General features: G+C 62.5%; 17 protein-coding genes. 4 read left to right on the top strand and 13 right to left on the bottom strand.

Going from position 1 to position 21,092, the window contains the following annotated elements; genetic code table 11:
- Nucleotides 1-24: 24 nt before the first annotated feature.
- Entirely contained in the window at nt 25-1,602 is a 1,578-nt protein-coding gene (locus tag ABIE20_RS20810) for a class I adenylate-forming enzyme family protein (protein WP_429507017.1), read from the bottom strand.
- Nucleotides 1,589-3,187 (bottom strand): phosphopantetheine-binding protein, encoded by a 1,599-nt coding sequence (locus tag ABIE20_RS20805; RefSeq protein WP_429507015.1) that lies wholly within the window; start codon nt 3,185-3,187, stop codon nt 1,589-1,591. The genes ABIE20_RS20810 and ABIE20_RS20805 overlap by 14 nt, the downstream gene beginning before the upstream one ends.
- Before the next feature lie 451 nt (nt 3,188-3,638).
- On the opposite strand from ABIE20_RS20805, the gene ccoN reads away from it, so the two are divergent.
- Entirely contained in the window at nt 3,639-5,066 is a 1,428-nt protein-coding gene (gene ccoN, locus ABIE20_RS20800) for a cytochrome-c oxidase, cbb3-type subunit I (RefSeq protein WP_429507014.1), read from the top strand.
- A gap of 11 nt (nt 5,067-5,077) precedes the next feature.
- Nucleotides 5,078-5,290 (top strand): hypothetical protein, encoded by a 213-nt coding sequence (locus tag ABIE20_RS20795; protein ID WP_038994976.1) that lies wholly within the window; start codon nt 5,078-5,080, stop codon nt 5,288-5,290.
- Between the two features lie 12 nt (nt 5,291-5,302).
- Here ABIE20_RS20795 and cysC read toward each other — a convergent pair whose 3' ends face one another.
- The 11 genes from cysC to ABIE20_RS20740 form a co-directional block, all read right to left on the bottom strand.
- Nucleotides 5,303-5,914: an adenylyl-sulfate kinase gene (gene cysC / locus ABIE20_RS20790; protein WP_429507012.1), complete on the bottom strand. Its 612-nt coding sequence runs from the start codon at nt 5,912-5,914 to the stop codon at nt 5,303-5,305.
- A 67-nt stretch (nt 5,915-5,981) separates the two neighbouring features.
- On the bottom strand, nt 5,982-6,779 hold the full coding sequence (locus ABIE20_RS20785) for an SDR family NAD(P)-dependent oxidoreductase (RefSeq protein WP_429507010.1): 798 nt from the start codon (nt 6,777-6,779) through the stop codon (nt 5,982-5,984).
- Between the two features lie 5 nt (nt 6,780-6,784).
- Nucleotides 6,785-8,143: a DUF1254 domain-containing protein gene (locus ABIE20_RS20780; protein WP_429507008.1), complete on the bottom strand. Its 1,359-nt coding sequence runs from the start codon at nt 8,141-8,143 to the stop codon at nt 6,785-6,787.
- A 73-nt stretch (nt 8,144-8,216) separates the two neighbouring features.
- The gene (locus ABIE20_RS20775; RefSeq protein WP_429507007.1) at nt 8,217-9,380 is read right to left on the bottom strand and encodes a sulfotransferase family protein; all 1,164 of its coding nucleotides are present in this window, start codon (nt 9,378-9,380) and stop codon (nt 8,217-8,219) included.
- A 36-nt stretch (nt 9,381-9,416) separates the two neighbouring features.
- Nucleotides 9,417-10,616 carry an aminotransferase class I/II-fold pyridoxal phosphate-dependent enzyme gene (locus tag ABIE20_RS20770; RefSeq protein WP_429507005.1) on the bottom strand — a complete coding sequence of 400 codons (1,200 nt, stop codon included), beginning with the start codon at nt 10,614-10,616 and terminating at the stop codon, nt 9,417-9,419.
- Nucleotides 10,617-10,655: 39 nt separating this feature from the next.
- On the bottom strand, nt 10,656-12,137 hold the full coding sequence (locus ABIE20_RS20765; RefSeq protein WP_429507004.1) for a coniferyl aldehyde dehydrogenase: 1,482 nt from the start codon (nt 12,135-12,137) through the stop codon (nt 10,656-10,658).
- A gap of 19 nt (nt 12,138-12,156) precedes the next feature.
- Nucleotides 12,157-13,062, bottom strand: a complete 906-nt coding sequence (locus tag ABIE20_RS20760; protein WP_429507003.1) for a fatty acid desaturase — start codon at nt 13,060-13,062, stop codon at nt 12,157-12,159.
- Entirely contained in the window at nt 13,059-13,307 is a 249-nt protein-coding gene (locus tag ABIE20_RS20755) for an acyl carrier protein (RefSeq protein WP_429507001.1), read from the bottom strand. The genes ABIE20_RS20760 and ABIE20_RS20755 overlap by 4 nt, the downstream gene beginning before the upstream one ends.
- On the bottom strand, nt 13,304-15,139 hold the full coding sequence (locus ABIE20_RS20750) for a fatty acyl-AMP ligase (RefSeq protein ID WP_429506999.1): 1,836 nt from the start codon (nt 15,137-15,139) through the stop codon (nt 13,304-13,306). The genes ABIE20_RS20755 and ABIE20_RS20750 overlap by 4 nt, the downstream gene beginning before the upstream one ends.
- 120 nt (nt 15,140-15,259) lie before the next feature.
- Nucleotides 15,260-15,676, bottom strand: a complete 417-nt coding sequence (locus tag ABIE20_RS20745; RefSeq protein ID WP_429506998.1) for a hypothetical protein — start codon at nt 15,674-15,676, stop codon at nt 15,260-15,262.
- Nucleotides 15,677-15,743: 67 nt separating this feature from the next.
- Nucleotides 15,744-16,163 carry an MAPEG family protein gene (locus ABIE20_RS20740; protein ID WP_429506997.1) on the bottom strand — a complete coding sequence of 140 codons (420 nt, stop codon included), beginning with the start codon at nt 16,161-16,163 and terminating at the stop codon, nt 15,744-15,746.
- Nucleotides 16,164-16,902: 739 nt separating this feature from the next.
- Between ABIE20_RS20740 and ABIE20_RS20735 the strand changes: the two genes are divergently transcribed.
- Together ABIE20_RS20735 and ABIE20_RS20730 are read left to right on the top strand one after the other, a co-directional pair.
- Complete coding sequence (locus ABIE20_RS20735; RefSeq protein ID WP_429506996.1) at nt 16,903-18,006, top strand: efflux RND transporter periplasmic adaptor subunit; 1,104 nt, start codon at nt 16,903-16,905, stop codon at nt 18,004-18,006.
- Between the two features lie 5 nt (nt 18,007-18,011).
- On the top strand, nt 18,012-21,077 hold the full coding sequence (locus ABIE20_RS20730) for an efflux RND transporter permease subunit (protein WP_429506994.1): 3,066 nt from the start codon (nt 18,012-18,014) through the stop codon (nt 21,075-21,077).
- The last annotated feature ends 15 nt before the right edge of the window (nt 21,078-21,092 follow it).

The following is a 21,092-nucleotide window of genomic DNA, read 5'->3' as shown; positions in this document are numbered from 1 at the left end:
TGAATCACCGATAAAAAGCGCCACTCAACCGGCTACGGCCAGTTGCGTACTACGCGCCGTCTGTTGCAGTTGCTGCAGGTCGAACTTGCCATTGGCGGTGCGCGGCAGGTTGCCCTCGATACTGATCGACAACGGCACCTTGTGGGGTTCAAGGCCGTGCCGACAACGCTCGAGCAACTGCTCGACACTCAGGCTCACACCTTGGCCCAAGGTGACGAACGCCCACAGCCCCTCGCCGACCGAGGCATGTTCGATACCGACCACCGCCGCCGCTTCGACGCCGTCGATGGCATACAGAAAGCTCTCGACTTCGCTGGGGCTGACCTTCATGCCGCGCGACTTGATCACGTGGTCCATGCGCCCCTGGAAGTACAGGTAGCCATCCTGGTCGAGGCTGCAGTAGTCGCCGGTATACAACACGCTTTCGCCCGGGTACGGGCCCGGCTTGAGTTTCTGCGCCGTGGCCTGGGGGTTGCGCCAGTAACCGGCCATCACCGTCGCGCCGCGAATCACCAGCTGGCCGACCTGGTGCGGTGTGTCAATTCGCCGGCCCTCGTCGTCCACCAGCCACAGCTCGGTGTTGGGGATGGCGATGCCGACACTGCCCGGCTTGTCGTCGATGTCTTCCGGCGGCAGGTAGGTGCAGCGCTTGCACTCGGTCAGGCCGTACATCGAGAAGATCTGCGCCTGAGGAAACAGGCCCTTCATCTGCGCAATGTGGTTGGGCTTCAAGGCCGCACCGGTGTTGGTAACCATGCGCACCTGGGGGAAGGTCGCCTCGCGCTTGTGCGCATACTCGTGCAGGAGCATGAGCATGGTCGGCACGAACGGGATCACCGTGACCTGGTACTGGCGGATCTTCTTGATCAGGAAGATCGGCCAGGTGAATTCCTTCTCCAGCACCAGCGTGGCGCCCGCGCTCAGGGCCATGATCATCTGGTACAGGCCGTAGTCGAACGACAGCGGCAGCGAGCACAGTACGTTGTCGCTGGCCTGGTAGCCCAGGTAGGTGTGCAGCGAGTTGAGCGCCGCGAGCATGTTGCGGTGGGTGAGCATCACACCCTTGGGCGCACCGGTGGAGCCCGAGGTGTAGATGATCGCCGCCAGGTCCAGGTCGAGGTTACCGCACGGCAGCGGAATGCCGGCGCCCTGCCCCAGCAGGCTTTCGAGCGTGTGGGTATCGGCTGCGTCGGCTTCGCCGTCGAGCAACACGATCGCCTTGAGGTAGCTCAGCTCGGCGGTGCCGGGCGCCAGGCTGGCGAATTTCTCCGAGGTGGTAATCAGCACCGAGGCCTCGGCATCGCGAATGATGTAGTCGAGGCTGTCGGCCGGGGTTTCCAGGCCGACGTTGACCATCACCCCGCCGGCCCGCAGCACGCCCCAGAAGGCGCAAACGGTTTCGACCCGGTTGCCCAGGCACACCACCACGCGCTCCTGGCGCAGCAGGCCATTGACCTGCAGGCCGGCAGCCAGGCGCCCGCTGGCTTCATCGAGCTGGGCGTAGGTGTAGGTTTCATCGGCGTAGATGATCGCCGCTTTGTCCGGGTGCAGGCCGTTGGGGGCCTCAAGCACCTGCTGCAGGAGGACGTCAGACGCCTTCATGCTGCACCTCGGTACGCGACCGGCGCGCGACCGCCGGCTGACGATGAGCGTCGATGTAGCCGGCCAGGGTCGCCACGGTGTTGAAGTGGCCCGGGGCGATGGTGTCGGGGTTGACGAAGAAGCCTTCGATATCGTCTTCGAGGTTGACCAGCAGCTCCATCGAGGTCAGCGAGTCCAGGCCCAGGTCATCGCGCAAGTGCGAGTCGGCGCTGATCACGGTGTTTTCCGGCAACTTCAGCACCACCCGCAGGATTTCGCCGAGCTGGCGCTGGGTCGCGGCCTGGGCGATCGGCGTCGGTTCGGCCAGTGCCGGTGCGCCGCCAAGCATGGCCGCCAGGGGCACGTCGGCGTGGCTGTCGCGGATGTCCACGGCGGTTTGCCGGGCGCGGGCAAGAAACAGCTGGCCGTTGCTGACGATCACCTCGGCCGGGTGGCCATGGCTGTGGAACAGGGTGGGCGAAGCAGACGGGCCGTAGGCGCCGGAGGCGGTGACGGCAAGGATATCGCCCTCGTGCAGCGTCTCGATCTGCAGGTCGCGGGCCAGCAGGTCATCGGGGCTACAGAGCGGCCCGGAGATATGGTATTCGCGCAGCGGTGCGCCGGTGCTGCCGGTGGCATGCACGATGCGGAAGTTGCGCTTGAGCACCTGGCCGCTGCCGGCGGCGGCGCCATGGCAGTTGGTACCGCCATCGGTGACGGCGAAGGTCTTGCCGTGGTTTTCCTTGATGTTGTCGACCGTCACCAGCAAGGCGCCGCACTTGCCGGCAATAAAGCGCCCGGACTCAACGATGATGCGGGTCTGCGGAAACTGCTGGTTGAAGGCTTCGAACAGCGGCACCAGCAGTTGCTTGAGCTGGCGGGTGTCGAGCTCGTTCTCGTTCTCGTAGTACTTGATGCCCAGGCCGCCACCGACATCGACCATGGTCATGTCCAGGTTGTAGCGCCGGGTCAGGCTGCGGAACAGGCCGAGGATGTACTTGGCGTTGTCGTACACCGACTGCGCATCGAGGATCTTGGTGCCGTTGTAGACGTGGATGCCCTTGATCTTCAGGTTGGGCAAGGCTGCGTAATCACCGAAATTGGCCACCGCGGTGTCTTCTTCGATACCGAAGTGGGTCGGCCGCCCGCCCATCTTCCACGGCGAGCCGGAGGCGGAGAAATTCGGGTTGATGCGGATCGCCACCGGCGCCACGCAGTTCAGCTCGCCGGCCAGGGCCGAGAGTTTGCGCAGCTCGGTCTCGGACTCGACGACGATGGCGAACACCCCGACCTCCAGGGCGCGCCGATGTTCTTCAGGCTTTTTATAGGGGCCGAGGAAGATGATGTCCTGGGGATCGACCCCGGCCTTGAGGGCAATTTCCAGCTCGCCCAGCGAGCAGACTTCGGTGTTACCGCCGTAGGAGCGGATCAGTTTTACCAGGGACAGGTTCGGGTTGACCTTCAACGCATAGAAGATGTCCACACAGTCCGGCAATGCATCGCGCAACTCGTTGAAACTGCTGCGCAGCACGGCTTCATCGTAGAGGTAGGTCGGTGTCCCGAACGTCGCTTTTGCCTGGACGACCAGTTCCTTGGAAAGCTTCATCTGTTGCTCCCTTCGTTCTTATAGTGTGCCGCCGCTGCGCGCGTACCCCGTCCCGGCTCGAAAGCACCGTCAGAGGGGCGAATAGCGGGATGGCGTCAAGGTTGGTTGCGCACCACTGCCGAGCGTGTGCTGTCGCCCGGCATAAAACTTTGCGCGCAAAGTTTGTGAAATTCTGCGGCTGTGTTTACGGTGATGTCAAGATAATTCCACGGGGTTTTGTCTGCGACACAGCGACACGCTTTTACCGGCACGATCAATGCAGAACAGCGTTAATTACCTGCACGTTGCCCATAACAGGTGGCGTATCAGCCAATGAATACGGGGGTTTGATCTGATCCGGTGTTAACGCCGGTTTCTGAGTCTGTTTTGTATGCCGGCAGCTTCCTATTGTCTGCGCCTGTGCCCCTGCCCCACGGCAGGGCGAGCCATACAGGAACTGTGGAAACTAGCCATGAGCACACATCAACAGGCGCAGGCCTATAACTACAAGGTGGTCCGGCAATTCGTCATCATGACGGTGGTCTGGGGGATCATCGGCATGGCCATGGGCGTCTGGATCGCCTCGCAACTGGTCTGGCCCGAGCTTAACCTCGACTTGCCCTGGACCTCGTTCGGCCGCCTGCGCCCCTTGCACACCAGCCTGGTGATCTTCGGCTTTGCCGGTAGCGCGCAATTTGCCGCCAGTTACTACGCGGTGCAGCGCACCTGCCAGGTGCGGCTGTTCAGCGACAAACTCGCCGCCTTTACCTTCTGGGGCTGGCAGGCGACCATCGTGATCATGCTGGTAAGCCTGCCCCTGGGCCTGACCACCACCAAGGAATACGCCGAGATCGAATTCACCGGCGCGGTGTGGATGGCCATCGTCTGGGTTGCCTACGGCATCGTCTTCTTTGCCACCCTGATGCGCCGCAAGGCCAAACACATTTACGTCGGCAACTGGTTCTTCGGCGCCTTCATCGTGGTCATTGCCATGCTCCACGTGGTCAACCACCTGTCGATCCCGGTGAGCTGGTTCAAGTCGTACCCGCTGTATTCCGGGGCCACCGACGCCATGGTCCAGTGGTGGTACGGCCACAACGCCGTAGGCTTCTTCCTGACCACCGGCTTTCTCGGCATGATGTATTACTTCGTGCCCAAGCAGGTCGGCCGCCCGGTGTACAGCTATCGCCTGTCGATCGTGCACTTCTGGGCGCTGATCACCCTGTACATCTGGGCCGGCCCCCATCACTTGCACTACACCGCCCTGCCCGACTGGGCGCAGTCGCTGGGCATGGCCATGTCGCTGATCCTCCTCGCCCCCAGCTGGGGCGGCATGATCAACGGCATGATGACCCTCTCGGGCGCCTGGCATAAGCTGCGCAGCGACCCGATCCTGCGCTTTCTGGTGCTGTCGCTGGCGTTCTACGGCATGTCGACCTTCGAAGGCCCGATGATGGCGATCAAGACCGTCAACGCCCTCTCGCACTACACCGACTGGACCATCGGCCACGTACACGCCGGCGCCCTGGGCTGGGTGGCGATGATCACCTTCGGTTCGCTGTACCACATGATCCCGAAAGTGTTCGGCCGCGAGCAGATGTACAGCGTCGGCCTGATCAACCTGCACTTCTGGCTGGCGACCATCGGCACTGTGCTGTACATCGCCTCGATGTGGGTCAACGGCATTGCCCAGGGCCTGATGTGGCGCGCCACCAACGACGACGGCACCCTCACCTACTCCTTCGTCGAAGCGCTGGTGGCCAGCCACCCGGGCTTTATCGTGCGCTTTGTCGGTGGTGTGTGCTTCTTGAGCGGCATGCTGCTGATGGCCTACAACACCTGGCGCACGGTGCGTGTGGCCGATGAAAAACTGGCGCTGAACAACGCCAGCCTGGCCTAGGAGGCACGACCATGGATGACTGGCTGTATGCACTGTATTGCCTGAGCGGCGTACTGTTCTTCTACCTGGTCACCAGCGCCTGCCTGCAGCGTCACAGCGGCGAAGTGGACGATCAGGCCAGCCTGATACCCTTCGCCGATGACCCGGCGGTGGCCCGCCGGGTCGAGGCCGCCACCGGCAAGCCGGTGCCGGCAGTGGCGCCGGATGCAGCCCTGAAGGCCTGAGCCGCGCCGGGTTCAGAAGGCGCCCAGGTAGCCCTGCCCGCGCAGCACTGCCACCAGCTGCGCGACGCAGGCGTCGACATCCTGGCTTTCGGTGTCCAGCAGCAGCTCCGGCTGCTGCGGCGCCTCGTAGGGTGAGTCGATCCCGGTGAAGTTCTTGATCTGCCCGGCCCGCGCCTTCTTGTACAAGCCCTTCACATCGCGCTGCTCGCAAGTAGCCACGCTGGCCTTGACGTAGACCTCGACAAACTCGTCGCCCTTGACCAGCTCGCGCACCAACTGGCGGTCGGCCCGAAACGGCGAGATGAACGAGCACAGCACTATCACCCCGGCATCGACGAACAAGCGCGAGACTTCACCCACGCGGCGGATGTTTTCGATGCGGTCGGTTTCGCTGAAACCCAGGTCCTTGTTCAGCCCGTGGCGGACGTTGTCGCCATCGAGCAGATAGGTATGAAAGCCCTGGTCGATCAGAAACTGATCCAGCGCATTGGCGATGGTCGACTTGCCTGCCCCGCTCAACCCGGTGAGCCAGATGATGCACGGCTTTTGCCGCTTGAGCCTGGCCCGCGCCTGTTTCTCGACCGCTTGTGGATGCCAGACGATATTGGTTCCGACTTTTCCCATGTCCATCGACCTCATGCAATAACGGTTGAAGTTCCACTTCGCGCTGTGTCATCGGCTGCCCGGCGGTTCAAACCGGCGGAAACGGCAGCACCCGGTCGATGACATAGGTAGAAAGTTTCTGCGGTAACAACTTCTGCACCAGGATCAGCAACTTCACGTCACTGGACAGGTTGATGCGGAACTGGCGCCTGAAACAGCCCTTGAGAATCGCCGCGGCCGCCTGGCCTGCGGGCATCGGCTTGGCACGGCCCATCTTGGCCTTGATCCAGGCCGGCATATGCTCAAGCTCACCGGCGTACATTGGCGTGTCCAGATCGCCCAGGCAGGCCAGGTGCACATACACCTGGCGCGGCAACAGCTCGCGGCGAATGGCATCGGCAAAGTTGTTCAGGCCGCCCTTGGACGCGGCATACAACGAATAGCCGGCAGCGCCCACCAGGCCGAAGCCCGAGGAAATGAACAGCACATGGGCACCGCGACGCAACAGCGGGATGCCCAGGTAAGTGGACGACACCGCGCCGAGCAGGTTGATCTTCAGGTTGCGATTGACCTCCTGCAGGCTTTTGTAATCGCCCAGCAGGTCGATGGTGGCAATCGCCGCGTTGACGATCAGAAAGTCGATGGCCTCAAATCGCCGGCTGATCGTGGCAAAGGTGCTGCACATGGCCTGCTCGTCGGCAACATCACAGACGAAGGTGTGCACGCTGATGCCGCTGTGTTGCGCCTCGAGGCTGGCCTTGGCCGCCTGCAGCCGGCTCTCGTCGCGGGCCAGCAGCAGCACGTCATAGCCTTTTCTGGCCAGTTGCCCGGCAAGCTCCAGGCCCAGGCCGGACGAGCCGCCGGTAATCAATGCGATCTTGTTCATCGGCTTCACTGCCCCTGTATGCGGACGATCGGCGCCACCCGGTACTGGCCCGAGCGCAAGGCCGGCCCCGGGTTGTAGCAGCGGAAGTTGAGATTGAAATAGCCGCTGTGTGACGGCAGCCAGTTACCCGAGAACTGCGGCGCAACCGGGGCCTTGCCAATGAACACTGAGGTCGAGCCATCGGCATTGGCCTGCAGGTGGTGATACAGCGAATTGACCGTGTACTTGTCCTGCGGGTTGTCGGTCAGGCGGCCCTGGTCGTCGTAGTAGCTGATCGACCAGAAGGCCTCGACCGGTGGCAACTGCCCGGCTTCAAAGCGGATTTCATACTGGTTGTCGCCATGCAGCAGGTTGCCTTCGCAATCGGTCCAGGCCATGAAGTACAGGCTTTCTTCCGGCACGTTGGCCCAGATGCCGTGCAACGACACCAGCGCACGCAGGATGTAGTCATGGCCGTAGTTGCCGATCGCCCCCGGCAACTTCCAGCCGTTGTTCAGCTCGCCGCGCTCGAACACCTTGCCTTGCAGGATCGCGGTGGCTTGCACCACCGCGCGCGCCAGGCCCTCGCGCACTGCAGGTGGCAGGCTCTGGTGGGCGAAGCCGTTTTCGACGCTGATGCCGACGTCAGCCAGCAAGCCGAGCAACATGCCTTCGGCGGCGGTGGGCGGGACGAACTTGAGCACCGCGCCCAGCTCCTCGAAGAACGCCAGCTCCGCCGGGCAGGTGGAATCGGCCGCGCGCAGCGGCGCACAGGAGCCCGGGGTGACCTGCGCCAGATCAAAGCCCAGGTGGTCGGCGCCGTGCAGCGGCTGCAGGCGTAAGCCATCCTGCAGGGCGTTGACCGCGCTCAGGTCCTCATGATCGCCCGCGGCGATGCGCCCGACCACATACAGAAAGTCGCTGTCGCTGTAGATCACCGTGGCCTGCGCCGGTACCCGCTGTTGATCGCGACGGTTGGCAATCACCACGCTGGGCAGTTGCCGGCCATAGGTGCGGGTGCCGAGGTTGGCCAGGGTCTCCATGTACGGATCGAGCACCTGCAGGCCGTACCAGCGCTCCTGGAAATCTGGCGCTGTGAGTACCAGCGGACCCTGGTGCAAATCCAGCACCGCGGTGGAGTAGAGAAAATCGGTGGCCGAGTTGACGAACTTGCTCGACGCCCGGGTCGAAAGATTGCGCATATGCTGGAATCCATTGACCGCCTGCCCCTGCGCTTGGGCGTCGTGGCCGACCACCTTGCCCAGGCGGTACTTCCAGCACTCGACGATCGGCAGCCCCCAGATCACCAGTTGCACACCGACACTGAATGCCCAGTCCTGTTGACCCTGGGCAACCGACTTGTGAATATCTTCAGCCATGCTCATGAATACACTTCCTGCGCTATAGAGGGGTGAGCCCGTGGCCCACGCCGACATTGACGGGTTAAACCACGGGCACTCAGTAGTTCATGTCGCAAGACCAGTCGCGGCTGTTGTCGACGACGATGTCGGGCGGCAGGCGGTATTTCATTTTCTCCAGGGCAAAGCCCCAGTTCGCCTCGATGGCCCGGGCCTGCTGCTCGCTGTAGGTGTATTTGTTCTTCTTGTAGCCGGCGATCGATGCCAGGTAGGCCTCGATGTCCTTGAGCACCGCAGGCTCCAGCGGCAGGTCGAGGGTCTGGTAGATGCGCTTGACTTCGTTGAGCGGGTCTTCGTCGAAGTCCTCGTAACTCACCTCGACCAGGTTGCCCGGCGGCACCAGGTCGCGCGCATCCCAGTAGGCATTCATGATCTTCCCGTACAGGCTGTAGCAGAGCTCGGAAAAATCCTCGTTGGTGAACTCCTGCAAGGCCATTTCCTCGGCTTCCTTGACGAAGTCATGCAGCGCCGAGACATAGATGTTGTAGGGGTTGCGCGAGATATGAATGAACTTGGCGTTGGGATAGAGCTTGAGCAGCGTCGGAATCCGCGCGGTATTGTAGGGGTTCTTCAGCACCAGACGCTTGCCGTTGGCCAGAAACGAAGCCTTCTTGATCACCTGCTGGTAAACCTTTTCCCAGTTCGCCACCTCGTCGGGGCTGGTCTGGAACAGCACGTACTTGTCGAAACTTTCGCGGATGGTGCGCGGAAAATGGTTGCAGTGGTGCGAGGTGGTCATCAGGCACGACAGGCTGAATTCTTCCTCCTGGGGCAGGTCGACGCCGATCTTCATGTTGTCCATCATCCGCTGCGCCGGCAGCAGGCTGGCAACCATGCGCTTGAGCAGCTTGTGGCGGCTGAGGATGACCGCGCAGGTGGGGAAGATCGCCTGCAGGGTGGTCAGGTAGCCCAGGCGCTTGTCCTGGCTGATGACGTTGTGCAAGTGGGTGGTGCCGCTGCGCCAATGGCCGAGGATGAAGATCGGATCTTCCTGCAGGCGGCTGCGCTCGATGGCGTTTTTGTAGCGCAGGGTTTCCACCAGGCGCAGCGGAAAGGTCAGCGCCGTGCCGCACAAGGTCAGGGCGAAGGTCGCCAGCTTGTCGCGGCTGACGCCGCCATGCTTGATGACATTGCGGATCAGGTTGCTGGCGCTGCCGCCGATGTACGGATGCACCGACAGCTTGCCTTGTTTGTTATCGCTCATGATGACTCCCTTGTTTTTATAGTTATGCGCTGGCGCTCAGCCTTCGCGTTGTTGCGCGCCGGCCTGCGGTGCAGCGAGCAGGTCCATTTCCATCAGGGTTTGCAGGGTGGCCGCCACCGCCCGGTCCAGCTCCGCGGCGCTGAGCTGGGAGTGAATCGAGTAGCGCACCACGCCCATGCCCGCCGGGATCGCCGGCTGCAGGAACACCGAGGTCAACACCCCACGCTGTTGCAACTTGCCGTAGAACACGCAGGCTTGCTGTTCGTCATCGAAAAACAGCGAGACGATCTGGCACTGGCTGTCGCCCACGGCCACCCCGGCCTCCTGCAACTGGCGGCGAAATTCGCTGGCGTTGTCCAGGCAGCGCCGGGCGCGCTCGGGCTGATGCATGATGATGTTCAGCGCAGCCAGGTGCCCTGCGGCCGAGACACTGGAGGTGGCCGAGCTGAAGATCACCGAACGGCACCCGGCACGTACCAGCTTCATGGCCTCGGCATTGCCGGCAATCAGCCCGCCATGCCCGCCCAGCGCTTTGTTCAGGCTCACCGTGCGAAAATGCACGCGTTCGGCCAGGCCCAGCTCCACCGCCAGCCCGCCGCCGTTGCCGAACATGCCGAAGGAATGCGCCTCGTCGAGCACCAGCAGGCACTCGTGGGCTTCGCAGATTTCCAGGTAGCGGCGAATGTCGCCGATCGAGCCGTCGGTGCTGTACACCGCATCGATGACGACGATGCCCGGGCCGTTCTTCTCCAGCCGGCGCAACAGGTCGTCAGTGTCGTTGTGTTCGATGACGATCTTCTTGCCCAGCGACAACTTGATGCCGTCATACAGCGATGCATGGGCATGCCTGTCGATGTACACCGGCTTGAACAGCGGCGTGATCGCCTCGAGCAGGCCGACATTGGCGGCCCAGCCGGAAGTGGTCAGAATGGCGTCGTCGGCGCGCATGCAGCGGGCCATCTGCGCGCGGAACGCCTCGCACTCATCGGCGCTGCCGCCAAAGATGCTCGACATGAACGACTCATCGCGCAACTGCGCGTTGGCCCCGGCCCGGGCGGCACTCACGGCCGGGTGATTGCCCAGGCGCAGGTAGTCGTTCTGGTGCAAGGCGATGTAGCCGCTCAGGTCGCTCGGCTGGCAGAACGGGAACGGGTCGAGGCTGGCGACGAACTCGCAAGCCGGGCGCATGTGCTCGACGTACCAGTCAGGCACGCGCGCCGGGTTAGGGGTGTGCATGGCAAGCTCCTTGGCAGTCCTTCAACGGTGCGTTCATGGTCAGGCCATCCCGATCATTTTCTTCAGGAACCAGCGCGAACTGGCGGTATAGGGCGCACGCACCGCATCGAGGAAGTTGATGCGCGACTGGCGGAACACCGGCTTGAAATGGCTGAAGGCCTGGAACCCGCGCTCGCCGTGGTAGGCGCCGAAACCGCTGTTGCCGACGCCGCCGAACGGCAGCGATTCCTGGGTGTAGTGCAGCAGCGTGTCGTTGATGGTCACGCCACCGGCAACCGTGCTCCGCAGCACATAGTCCTCGACGCCACGGTCGTCGGTGAACACATACAGGGCCAGCGGCCGCGGGCGCTGGTTGATGTAGCTGACGGCGGCGGTCAGTTGCTCGTACGGCACGACAATCAGCAACGGGCCGAAGATCTCGTCCTGCATGATCCGCGCATCCTCGGGCGGGTCGAGCAACAGCGTTGGCAGCAACTTGCGGCTCTGCGCGCAGGACTGCTGCTGCGGGTAGACCTGATGCTGCTGGGCCCCGCGCCCGACGGCATCATCGCAATAGCCCTGCAGGCGCTCGAAGTGGCGGCTGTTGATGATGCTGGTGTAATCCGGGCTGTGCAGCGGGTCGGGGTACATGCGCCGGACCTGCGCGGTAAATGCCTCGACGAATTCGCCCTGGCGGGCCCTGGGCACCATCACATAGTCCGGTGCGGTACAGGTTTGCCCGGCGTTGAGCAACTTGCCGGTCACGATCGACTTGACCGCGCGCTGCATGTCGAAGTGCTCGTCGATGATCACCGGCGACTTGCCGCCCAGCTCCAGGGTCAGCGGCGTGAGGTTGGCCGCCGCGGCCGCCATCACTTGCTTGCCCACCGAGGTGCTGCCGGTAAACAGCAGGTGGTTGAACGGCAGCTCGGTAAACTGCCGGGCCAGTTGCGGGTCGCCTTCGACCACGCAGACGTGCGAAGGCTTGAATGCTTTGGCCAGCATCACCTGCAGCAGGCGGCCAACCGCGGGCGCCATTTCGCTGGGCTTGATCATTACCCGGTTGCCGGCGGCAAGCGCAGCGATCAGCGGCTTGATCACCAGGCCAAACGGGTAGTTCCACGGCGACATGATCCCCACCACCCCCAGCGGTTGCGGCATCACCCAGGCGCGGGCGGGCTTGAAATTGATATCCACCGCACAGTGCCGGCGCTTCATCCAGCGCTTCACATGGCGCTTGGCATAGGTACAGGCCTTGAGGCTGCCGACGATCTCGGCCATCAGCGTTTCTTCTTCGCAGCGATGACCAAAGTCCTTGTCCAGCGCCGCCTGGATCTGCGGTATGTGGCTGCGCACCAGGTGTTCGAGGTCGCTCAGCGCGCGCAGGCGCTCCTCAAGGCTCGGCATCGGCTGTTCGAGAAACGCCGCCGTCTGCTCCTCGAACATCACCTGCAGCGCCGAGGCTTGTGCCTGCGGCTGTTCGCTCAAGGCCACAGGCCGCACCTGGGCCGGGTCGGCAACACTGGAAATCGAATGATTCATGTCCATCACCTGCCTTCAGTTACTCAGCCAGAGAAAGGGGTTGCTTGATCGGTGCCAGCCGGTGCCCGGGTACCAGTGCCGGCGCCTGGGCTTCATGGCGGGTCTTTCTCGACAGCCAGACTTTCTTGTAGCGATAGAACGGCGCGCCGGGGTACAGGTGGTGGGACAGGTGATAGTTCTGGCCGACGAACAACGGGAAGAACAGCCAGTCCATGCCGACCCGGTTATTGGTCGCCTGGTACTTGTTGTCGTGCGCCTTGGTGGCGTGGGGAAAGTGCGGCAGGTAGTCGAAGGTGATCGCCAGGAAGAACTGCGCCACCCGGGTGGGCAGCAGGTACAACAGCAGAAACGGCACCAGCCAGCCCATCAGACAGACCGTCACCACCAGCGCCACGGCGAACAGCCAGGCGAGCCAGAACTCGACCTTCTCCGCGGTCGGCCGGGAGCTGTAGGAGCCGTTGCGAAAGTAGGTGGTGATGTAGGCGCTGTCCATCATCATCCAGCGCAGCGGCAGGGTCCAGGCGCGGCCGCCACCGCAGGAATAGTCCGGGTCCAGGCGCGGATCATTGGTGTGATGGTGGTGCGCCATGTGCAGGAAGCGGTAGGTGCGCAGAAACGGTGTCGGGGTTACCAGCAAGAACCCCAGACGGCCAATCACGTCGTTTAGAAAGCGGTTGGCGCAGATCAGGCCATGGGACGCTTCGTGCAGCACGGTATACGCCAGGTATGAACACAAGGTGTTGATCACGAATGCCCAGCCCATGGCCAGGCTGCCGTCGACCGCCAGCGCCGTGGACAGGATGAACGCCAGGGTGATCACCGCGAACAGAATGATGGTCGGCCAGGCGAAACGCGGACGGGTCATCAAGCGGCGAAACTCGTCCTCGGAATCGACGAGCGCGCCGTTGCGCTGTACTGGATTCATTGTTCAGCCCTCGTGGCCGTTGAGAGGTGGTTGCTGAGCTCGTCTATCGACGGATAGTCGTAGACCAGGGCTGGATCGAGCTCGCGCTCAAGCCATTCACCGAGCTCGCCGATCATGCCTACGGCATCGCGCGAGGCGACGCCGTATTCATCGAACGCCAGGGCGCTGTCGACCTGCTCGAGGTCCAGCTTGAGCAGGCGCGCCAGGTGTTCGCGCAGCCAGTCGGCAATCTGTTGCTGGCTCATGAGCTCACCTCCCGGGCTCCGGCCAGGCGGTTGAGTTCGAACAACGAAGCGACCGTGTGCATTTGCCCGTCCAGGTACAGGCTGCGGCACTGCGCGCGCTGCAGCTTGCCACTGGAGGTCAACGGCAGGCGGCTGCTGACAAACAGCAGGTCATCCACCGCCACCCCGTGGGCGCGAGCTACCGCGGCGCTGATCGCCCGGCTGGTCTGTTCGACCGAGAAGATCTGCGCCTGGCTCTTGTGCAGCGAGATCACCACGACCAGTTGCTCGCGCTCGTCGCGATCGACGGAAAACGCCGCGATGGAAAAGGCATTGGCGATGCTGATGCTCAGCTCGGCCAGGGTGCTTTCGATGGTCTGTTCAAGGTCGTGGGGGTAGTGATTCTTGCCATCGATGATGATCAGATCCTTGCGCCGGCCGGTGACGAACAGCTCGCCCCGGTGCATGAAGCCCAGGTCGCCGGTGCGCAGGAAGCGCCGCTGCGGCTCGCCTTCGAGGGTTGCGTGCAGTACCTCTTGCGACAATTGCGGGCGATTGCGGTAGCCGCCGCTGACGCTCGGGCTGCTGACCCAGATCTCGCCAACCTGATCGTCCGCCAGCGCCACGCAGCGCTGCGGGTCGACGATTCGCACCTGGCAGCTCTGCGCCGGCACCCCGGAGCTGACGAAGTGAATGGTCTGGGCGTCCACCTGCTGCGGATCGGCCAGGACGGCGCGATCGCGGTTGAGTTGCCCCTTGTCCAGGGTCAGGGTCAACGGCGTGATGCCTTGCGGCACGCCGGTGACGAACAGCGTGCTCTCGGCCATGCCATAGCAGGGGCAATACGCCTGCGCCCGGAAGCCACTGTCGGCGAAGGCTTGGGCGAAGCGTTCGAGGGTGCCCTTTCTGACCGGTTCAGCACCGCTGTAGGCGACGATCCAGCTACTCAGGTCCAACTGCCGGCGCTGTTCTGGGGTGGTGCGCTGAAGGCACAGGTCGTAGGCGAAGTTAGGCGCGCCGCTGGTGGTTGCGCGGTAACGGGAAATCGCCTCCAGCCAGCGCAGCGGGTTGGCGACGAAGGCCAGCGGCGACATGAGAATGCAGCGCACGCCCAGGTAGAACGCCTGCAACAGACCGATCAGGCCCAGGTCATGGAACACCGGCAGCCAGCTGACATACACGGTGTTGTGATCATGATTGAGCGACTCGGCAATCATCTGCTCGTTGCTCATCAGGTTGCCATGGGTGACCACTACCCCCTTGGGAATGCCGGTGGAGCCGGAGGTGTACTGGATGAAGGCCACTGAGCCTGCATCGATGGCCGGCGCCTGCCATTGCCCGGCAAGCGCGGGGTCGGCCTGGTCGACGTCGATCACCTGCACCAGGCCGGTGATGGCCTCATGGGCGAGCAGCGCCGCCAGTGACAGCCGGTCAGTGATCAGCAACTGCGCCCCGGCATCGTTGATGACCCGGCACAAGCGCTCGCTGCTTTCATTTTTTTTCTGCGGGTAGACCGGCACTGCGGCAATGCCGGCATACAGGCAGGCGAAAAACGCCAATACAAACTGCGGCCCCGGTTGCGTAGCGATAATCGCTGCCGGTTGTTGCCGGCCGGCGCCGCCGTGCTGGGCCAATTGCCGTTGAAGTTCCACGGCCAGTGCCCGGGCGGCGTGATCCAGCTCGGCAAAGGTGTAACTTGTGCCCTCTTCGCGCCCTTTGTCGAGCCACAGCAGATACTGTTTATCGGGTTGTACCCGGGCATGATGACGGGCGAGGTCCACCAGCGTTGCAAATACCGATGCAGCGGCCGACGGTCTCACCTGCGAGGTGCTCCGCTCAAGGTTCATATTCATGATTAACGGCTCTGGTTCGTTATTATTTTTATACAGCGCACAGCCCTGGCTCGCGCAGGCAACCGCGCGACCGACGTGGTAGGGATAGTGTGTTTTTAACGGTTAATTAAACCGCAAGACTCAACTGCTTAATATCAATCGCTGCGCTTCATTACGCTCAAGCTTCACGCAATAAAGAACAAAATAGGGGGTCCCCACGATAATATTGAGCATGATGGTTTTAAGAATTTCCGGGGTGCCAACCCATCGGTGCGCTGCGGCGTAGGTCAGCAGGGTCAAGCCATAGGGAACAAATGCCGCAATTGGAAAGCGCCAGGGTTTGGGCGTGACGCTAAAGGCAAACTCTACCAGGCCGGCAACCAGGTAGCCGCCAATAAAGCTGCCCAGCGCCTGTACCATAGCCGAGGCCATGGCGGTTTCCAGCCCGGCGTTTACATAATAGGCCCAGCCGCCATAGAGAATGGCCGACAACACCCCGGTTATAAACATTCGCCTGTTTTTACTGCCACGCGCTGATGTTGTTATTGTTGTGCTCATCTCGAACGGTCTCCGGTGATTGCCAGTAGTAGCCGCGGTCTATCATTAGAAACTAACAAACGTACTGTCAGAGGATCAGAAAGCCCAGGCGCACGCACATCGCCAGGAGCACCAGCCAGCTCAGCATGAACAGCTTGGAACGTGGCCCGACCTTGTTGTTGGTGACGTGCACCAGGCTCTGCAGCACCCGGCAGGCCACGTAGGCCCAGGCCAGGCCGATGAACACCCAGTCGACCTTGGCCAGGCTGATCAGGGCGACACACAGGAAGTAGAACGGTGGCGTCGATTCCAGCAGGTTGTGAAAGCAGCGCTCGGTCTGGCGCACCGCCCGCGGCAACTTCTCGCCGGTGTCGTAGGTCTTGAAGTAAGCGGTACTCAGCGCTCCGGACTTCACGGCACTTTGCCGCCCGCGAAACATCAGATACAGCACCACGACGGTCAGCAGGATCATTGCCAGCGCCGGATAAAACATCAGACCTTGATTCATTGCACACACCTTTTTATTGTTGGTTTTCTACAACTTTCTGAAGCCCAGCCACGCCCCTGCCAATAAACGGGCATGCAGGCTGGACCGTTGGCCTTGTGCTCAAGGCCAAATCGACGATAACAGACCGACTACTTTACGGTGGCGTAATACAGCGTAAGAAACATCCCAAACAGATGTGACTATTCAGGCTACTTCGGCAGCATTGACAGCGATTGCCCGTGACCGTATCTACTGCAGCACGCAGGACCGGTTACGCCAGCAATCTGGGCAGGACCGAGACGACAAAAGCCGTGTGGCGGCGGATTTAAATGCAATCCGAATGACGTGGCCGACTCCGTTCGACATATTCGCGCTCCTCGCTTAACTGTTTCCAAAAGTTGCACGGTTTTTTGGGAGCGTCAAGCAAAAAAAATGGCCGCTCATCGCTTTTGAATACATCCGACATACACATGCGCTGTTTACCTGAACAGCGATTGCCACAAGGTGCTCGAGCAACAAGTCTAAACCGGGCATTACACGTTAAAGATGCGTTGGCGATAAGGCCTATTCAAATGAGTTCATCTTTTTAATAAATAACTATCGGTCTTACAGTGACCAAACGGTCACGCTATTTTCCCGGTAATTTCGCAGTTTCTCCGATCATTGGATTTACATTTCATTACTGGACGCTCGGGTGCCGCAGACCTAGGCTGTTTGCGCTGCCCATAACAATTACAAAGCCCAGGGAAGGTTTATCCGCATGCACAGCCCCGTGTTGTCTATGGTATTGCCTGTCAGCCTCATTGCCCTGCTTGCGGCCTGCGACACCCCGCCACCGCCGCCGTCCCCTCCCCTTGCCGTGCTGATTGTTCACCCGCAAGCGGCGACAAACCTCGCCGATGCCTACCCCGGAGAAGTGCGTGCGCGCTTCGAGCCGGAGCTGGCCTTTCGCATCGATGGCAAGGTCAGCAAGCGCCTGGTCGAGGTTGGCCAGAAGGTCCGCGAAGGTCAGCCGCTGGCAGAGCTCGACCCGCAAGACCTGCACTTTCAGCTCGACGCCCGGCGCGCCCAGGTTGCTGCCGCCCAGGCCAACCTGCGCCTGGTGCAGGCCGAACGTGACCGCTACCAGCGGCTACTGGAGCGCAATATGGTCAGCCATTCGCAATTCGAGAATTTCGACAACGCCTACCGCGCCGGCGAAGCGCAACTCAGGCAGGCCACAGCGCAATTCAACACTGCCCGCAACCAGGCCGACTATGCCGTGCTGCGCGCGACCCAGAGCGGCGTGATCGCCCGGCGCATGCTGGAGGTCGGGCAAGTGGTCAGTGCCGGGCGCACGGTGTTCAGCCTGGCTGCCGACGGCGAACGTGAAGTGCTGATCAACCTGCCAGAACAGGCCTTCGAGCGCTTTCGCATCGGCCAGCCGGTATCGATCGAATTGTGGTCGCAGCCACAACGGCGCTTCAACGGCCAGATCCGCGAAATGTCGCCGTCGGCCGATCCGCGATCACGCACCTTTGCTGCCCGGGTGACTTTCACCGACAACGATGTGCCGGTGGAGCTCGGGCAAAGCGCGCGGGTGTTCATTGCCCATGACACCAGCGCTCCGATGGCGGTGCCGCTATCGGCGCTCAGTGCCGAAGACAACCGGCCGTTTGTGTGGGTGGTCGACCCGCAGCAATCAACCCTGCGCCGCACTTTCGTCAGCATCGGCAGCTACGGCGAACAGCAGGTATCGGTTCTGCAGGGTTTGCAACCTGACGACTGGGTCGTCAGTGCCGGGGTACAGGTGCTGCGCGAGGGGCAGAAAGTCCAGCCGGTCGATAACCAGAACCGTCAGGTTGCCCTGGCCGGCAAGGAGTAGCCCGGATGAATTTCAACCTGTCTGCCTGGGCGCTGCGCAATCGCCAGATCGTTCTCTATGTGATGTTGCTGATGGCCGTGGCCGGCGCCCTGGCCTACACCAAGCTGGGCCAGAGCGAAGACCCGCCCTTTACCTTCAAGGCCATGGTCATCCGTACCCTGTGGCCCGGGGCGAGCGCCGAAGAAGTGGCGCGCCAGGTGACCGAGCGGATAGAAAAGAAGCTGATGGAAACCGGTGAATATGAACGCATCACCTCGTTCTCGCGCCCGGGCGAATCGCAGGTGATCTTTACCGCCAGCCAGACCCTGAACTCGGCGAAACTGCCCGAGCTGTGGTACCAGGTCCGCAAGAAGGTCAGCGACATCCGTCACACCCTGCCCCAGGGCACGCTTGGGCCGTTTTTCAACGATGAATTCGGCACCACCTTCGGCAACATCTATGCCTTGACCGGCCAGGGCTACGACTATGCCGTGCTCAAGGATTACGCCGACCGCATCCAGCTGCAGCTGCAACGGGTCAAGGACGTCGGCAAGGTCGAGCTGCTGGGCCTGCAGGACGAAAAGATCTGGATCGAGCTGTTGAACACCAAGCTGGTCAACCTCGGCCTTAGCCTCGGCGCCGTGCGCCAGGCCCTTGAGGAGCAGAACGCGGTGGCCGCCAGCGGCTTCGTCGAGACCCCGACCGACCGTGTGCAACTGCGCGTCAGCGGGCGCTTCGAGACCGTCGAGCAGATCCGCAACTTCCCCCTGCAGGTGGCCGGCAACACCTTTCGCCTCGGTGACGTCGCCGAGGTCAAGCGCGGTTTCAACGACCCGCCGGCACCGCGCATGCGCTTCATGGGCGAACCGGCGATCGGTCTTGCGGTGTCGATGAAGGCCGGCGGCGACATCCTGGTCCTGGGCCAGGCGCTGCAAGGCGAGTTTGCCCGCCTGCAGCAACACCTGCCGGCGGGCATGCAACTGCACAAAGTCTCTGACCAGCCGGCGGCGGTAAAGACCGGTGTCGGCGAATTCGTCCGGGTGCTGAGTGAAGCGCTGGTGATCGTGCTGGTGGTGAGTTTTCTCTCGCTCGGGCTGCGCACCGGGCTGGTCGTGGCCCTGTCGATCCCGTTGGTGCTGGCCATGACCTTCACCGCCATGTACTACCTGGGCATCGGCCTGCACAAGATTTCTCTGGGCGCGTTGGTGCTGGCGCTGGGGTTGATGGTCGATGACGCGATCATTGCTGTGGAAATGATGGCGATCAAGATGGAGCAAGGCCTCGACCGCTTGGCGGCGGCCAGTTACGCCTGGACCAGCACGGCCTTTCCGATGCTCACCGGCACCCTGATCACCGCCGCAGGTTTTCTGCCGATTGCCACCGCGCAGTCGGACACCGGCGAATACACCCGCTCGATCTTCCAGGTGGTGACCCTGGCGCTGTTGATGTCGTGGATCGCCGCGGTGGTGTTCGTCCCCTACCTGGGCGCGCGCCTGCTGCCGGACCGCAGCCACACCGCGAGCCAGGCACAGGCTCACGCCAACGGGCCGCATGCCACCTATGACACGCCTTTTTATCGCCGCGTGCGGGCACTAGTAGCTTGGTGCGTGGACCATCGCAAAACCGTGATCGCCCTGACCCTGGGGTTGTTCGTCGCCTCGATCCTGCTGTTTCGCTTCGTCCCGCAGCAGTTCTTCCCGGCTTCGGGGCGCCTGGAGCTGATGGTCGACATCAAGCTGGCCGAAGGCGCCTCGCTGACCGCGACCGAGCAACAGGTCCATCGCCTGGAGCGCCTGCTGGCCGAGCATGAGGGTATCGACAACTACGTGGCTTATGTCGGCACCGGTTCGCCGCGTTTCTACCTGCCCCTGGACCAACAGCTGGCGGCGGCAAGTTTTGCCCAGTTCGTGGTGCTGGCGAAAAGCATCGAGGACCGCGAAGCACTGCGCCAGTGGCTGGTCGAAACCCTCAACGCACAGTTCCCGGCGCTGCGCACGCGGGTCTCGCGCCTTGAGAACGGCCCGCCGGTGGGCTACCCGGTGCAGTTTCGGGTATCGGGTGAGCACATTCAGGAAGTCCGCGCCCTGGCGCGCCAGGTGGCCGACAAAATTCGCGAGAACCCCCATGTGGTCAACGTTCACCTCGACTGGGAAGAACCGAGCAAGGTGGTGCGCCTTAACATCGACCAGGACCGGGCCCGGGCGCTGGGGGCCAGTACCGCCGACCTGTCGCGGTTCCTCCAGGGCTCGCTGACTGGCGCGGCGGTCAGCCAGTACCGCGAAGACAACGAACTGATCGAGATCCTGGTGCGTGGCAGCGAGCAGGAGCGCCAGCAGCTGTCGCAGCTCTCCAGCCTGTCGATGCCGACCGCCCAGGGCCACAGTGTCAGCCTGGCGCAGATTGCCATCCTGGAATACGGCTTTGAAGAGGGGGTGATCTGGCACCGCAACCGCCTGCCGACAGTGACCATTCGCGCCGATATCCAGGGCAACCAGCAACCGGTGAGCCTGGTCAAGCAGATCCAGCCGACCCTGGAACCTATCCGCGCCGCCCTGCCCGACGGCTACCTGCTGGAAGTTGGCGGCACGGTAGAGAATTCGGCACGCGGCCAGCAGTCGGTGAAAGCCGGCCTGCCACTGTTCGTGGTGGTGGTACTGACCCTGTTGATGGTCCAGTTGCGCAGTTTTTCGCGCTCGATCATGGTGTTCCTCACCGCCCCGCTGGGGCTGATCGGCGTGACCCTGTTCCTGCTGATCTTCCAGCAGCCGTTCGGCTTTGTCGCGTTGCTGGGCACCATCGCCCTGTCGGGCATGATCATGCGCAACTCGGTGATCCTGGTCGATCAGATCGAACAGGACATCAGCGCCGGCATGGACCGCTGGCACGCGATCATCGAGGCCACCGTGCGGCGCTTTCGGCCCATCGTGCTGACCGCCCTGGCAGCGGTGCTGGCGATGATTCCGTTGTCGCGCAGCATCTTCTTCGGGCCCATGGCGGTGGCCATCATGGGTGGCCTGATCGTCGCCACCGCCCTCACCCTGTTATTCCTGCCGGCGCTGTATGCCGCCTGGTGCCGGGTCAAGCGGCCTTAACCCGCGAGCGGCCCG

This window comes from Pseudomonas sp. 2835 (genome assembly GCF_050435905.1).
Classification (GTDB): domain Bacteria; phylum Pseudomonadota; class Gammaproteobacteria; order Pseudomonadales; family Pseudomonadaceae; genus Aquipseudomonas.
The sequence above is the reverse complement of the archived record's forward strand: the minus strand, read 5'-3'. Positions and strand labels throughout refer to the sequence as shown.

Excerpts from the sequence above, each read along its gene's own strand:
- ccoN (WP_429507014.1), top strand. The coding sequence starts at position 3,639 with ATGAGCACACATCAACAGGCGCAGGCCTATAACTACAAGGTGGTCCGG.
- ABIE20_RS20795 (WP_038994976.1), top strand. The coding sequence starts at position 5,078 with ATGGATGACTGGCTGTATGCACTGTATTGCCTGAGCGGCGTACTGTTC.
- ABIE20_RS20780 (WP_429507008.1), bottom strand. The coding sequence starts at position 8,143 with ATGAGCATGGCTGAAGATATTCACAAGTCGGTTGCCCAGGGTCAACAG.
- cysC (WP_429507012.1), bottom strand. The coding sequence starts at position 5,914 with ATGGGAAAAGTCGGAACCAATATCGTCTGGCATCCACAAGCGGTCGAG.
- ABIE20_RS20735 (WP_429506996.1), top strand. The coding sequence starts at position 16,903 with ATGCACAGCCCCGTGTTGTCTATGGTATTGCCTGTCAGCCTCATTGCC.
- ABIE20_RS20775 (WP_429507007.1), bottom strand. The coding sequence starts at position 9,380 with ATGAGCGATAACAAACAAGGCAAGCTGTCGGTGCATCCGTACATCGGC.
- ABIE20_RS20750 (WP_429506999.1), bottom strand. The coding sequence starts at position 15,139 with ATGAATATGAACCTTGAGCGGAGCACCTCGCAGGTGAGACCGTCGGCC.
- ABIE20_RS20730 (WP_429506994.1), top strand. The coding sequence starts at position 18,012 with ATGAATTTCAACCTGTCTGCCTGGGCGCTGCGCAATCGCCAGATCGTT.
- ABIE20_RS20760 (WP_429507003.1), bottom strand. The coding sequence starts at position 13,062 with ATGAATCCAGTACAGCGCAACGGCGCGCTCGTCGATTCCGAGGACGAG.
- ABIE20_RS20745 (WP_429506998.1), bottom strand. The coding sequence starts at position 15,676 with ATGAGCACAACAATAACAACATCAGCGCGTGGCAGTAAAAACAGGCGA.
- ABIE20_RS20805 (WP_429507015.1), bottom strand. The coding sequence starts at position 3,187 with ATGAAGCTTTCCAAGGAACTGGTCGTCCAGGCAAAAGCGACGTTCGGG.
- ABIE20_RS20810 (WP_429507017.1), bottom strand. The coding sequence starts at position 1,602 with ATGAAGGCGTCTGACGTCCTCCTGCAGCAGGTGCTTGAGGCCCCCAAC.
- ABIE20_RS20785 (WP_429507010.1), bottom strand. The coding sequence starts at position 6,779 with ATGAACAAGATCGCATTGATTACCGGCGGCTCGTCCGGCCTGGGCCTG.
- ABIE20_RS20765 (WP_429507004.1), bottom strand. The coding sequence starts at position 12,137 with ATGAATCATTCGATTTCCAGTGTTGCCGACCCGGCCCAGGTGCGGCCT.
- ABIE20_RS20740 (WP_429506997.1), bottom strand. The coding sequence starts at position 16,163 with ATGAATCAAGGTCTGATGTTTTATCCGGCGCTGGCAATGATCCTGCTG.
- ABIE20_RS20755 (WP_429507001.1), bottom strand. The coding sequence starts at position 13,307 with ATGAGCCAGCAACAGATTGCCGACTGGCTGCGCGAACACCTGGCGCGC.
- ABIE20_RS20770 (WP_429507005.1), bottom strand. The coding sequence starts at position 10,616 with ATGCACACCCCTAACCCGGCGCGCGTGCCTGACTGGTACGTCGAGCAC.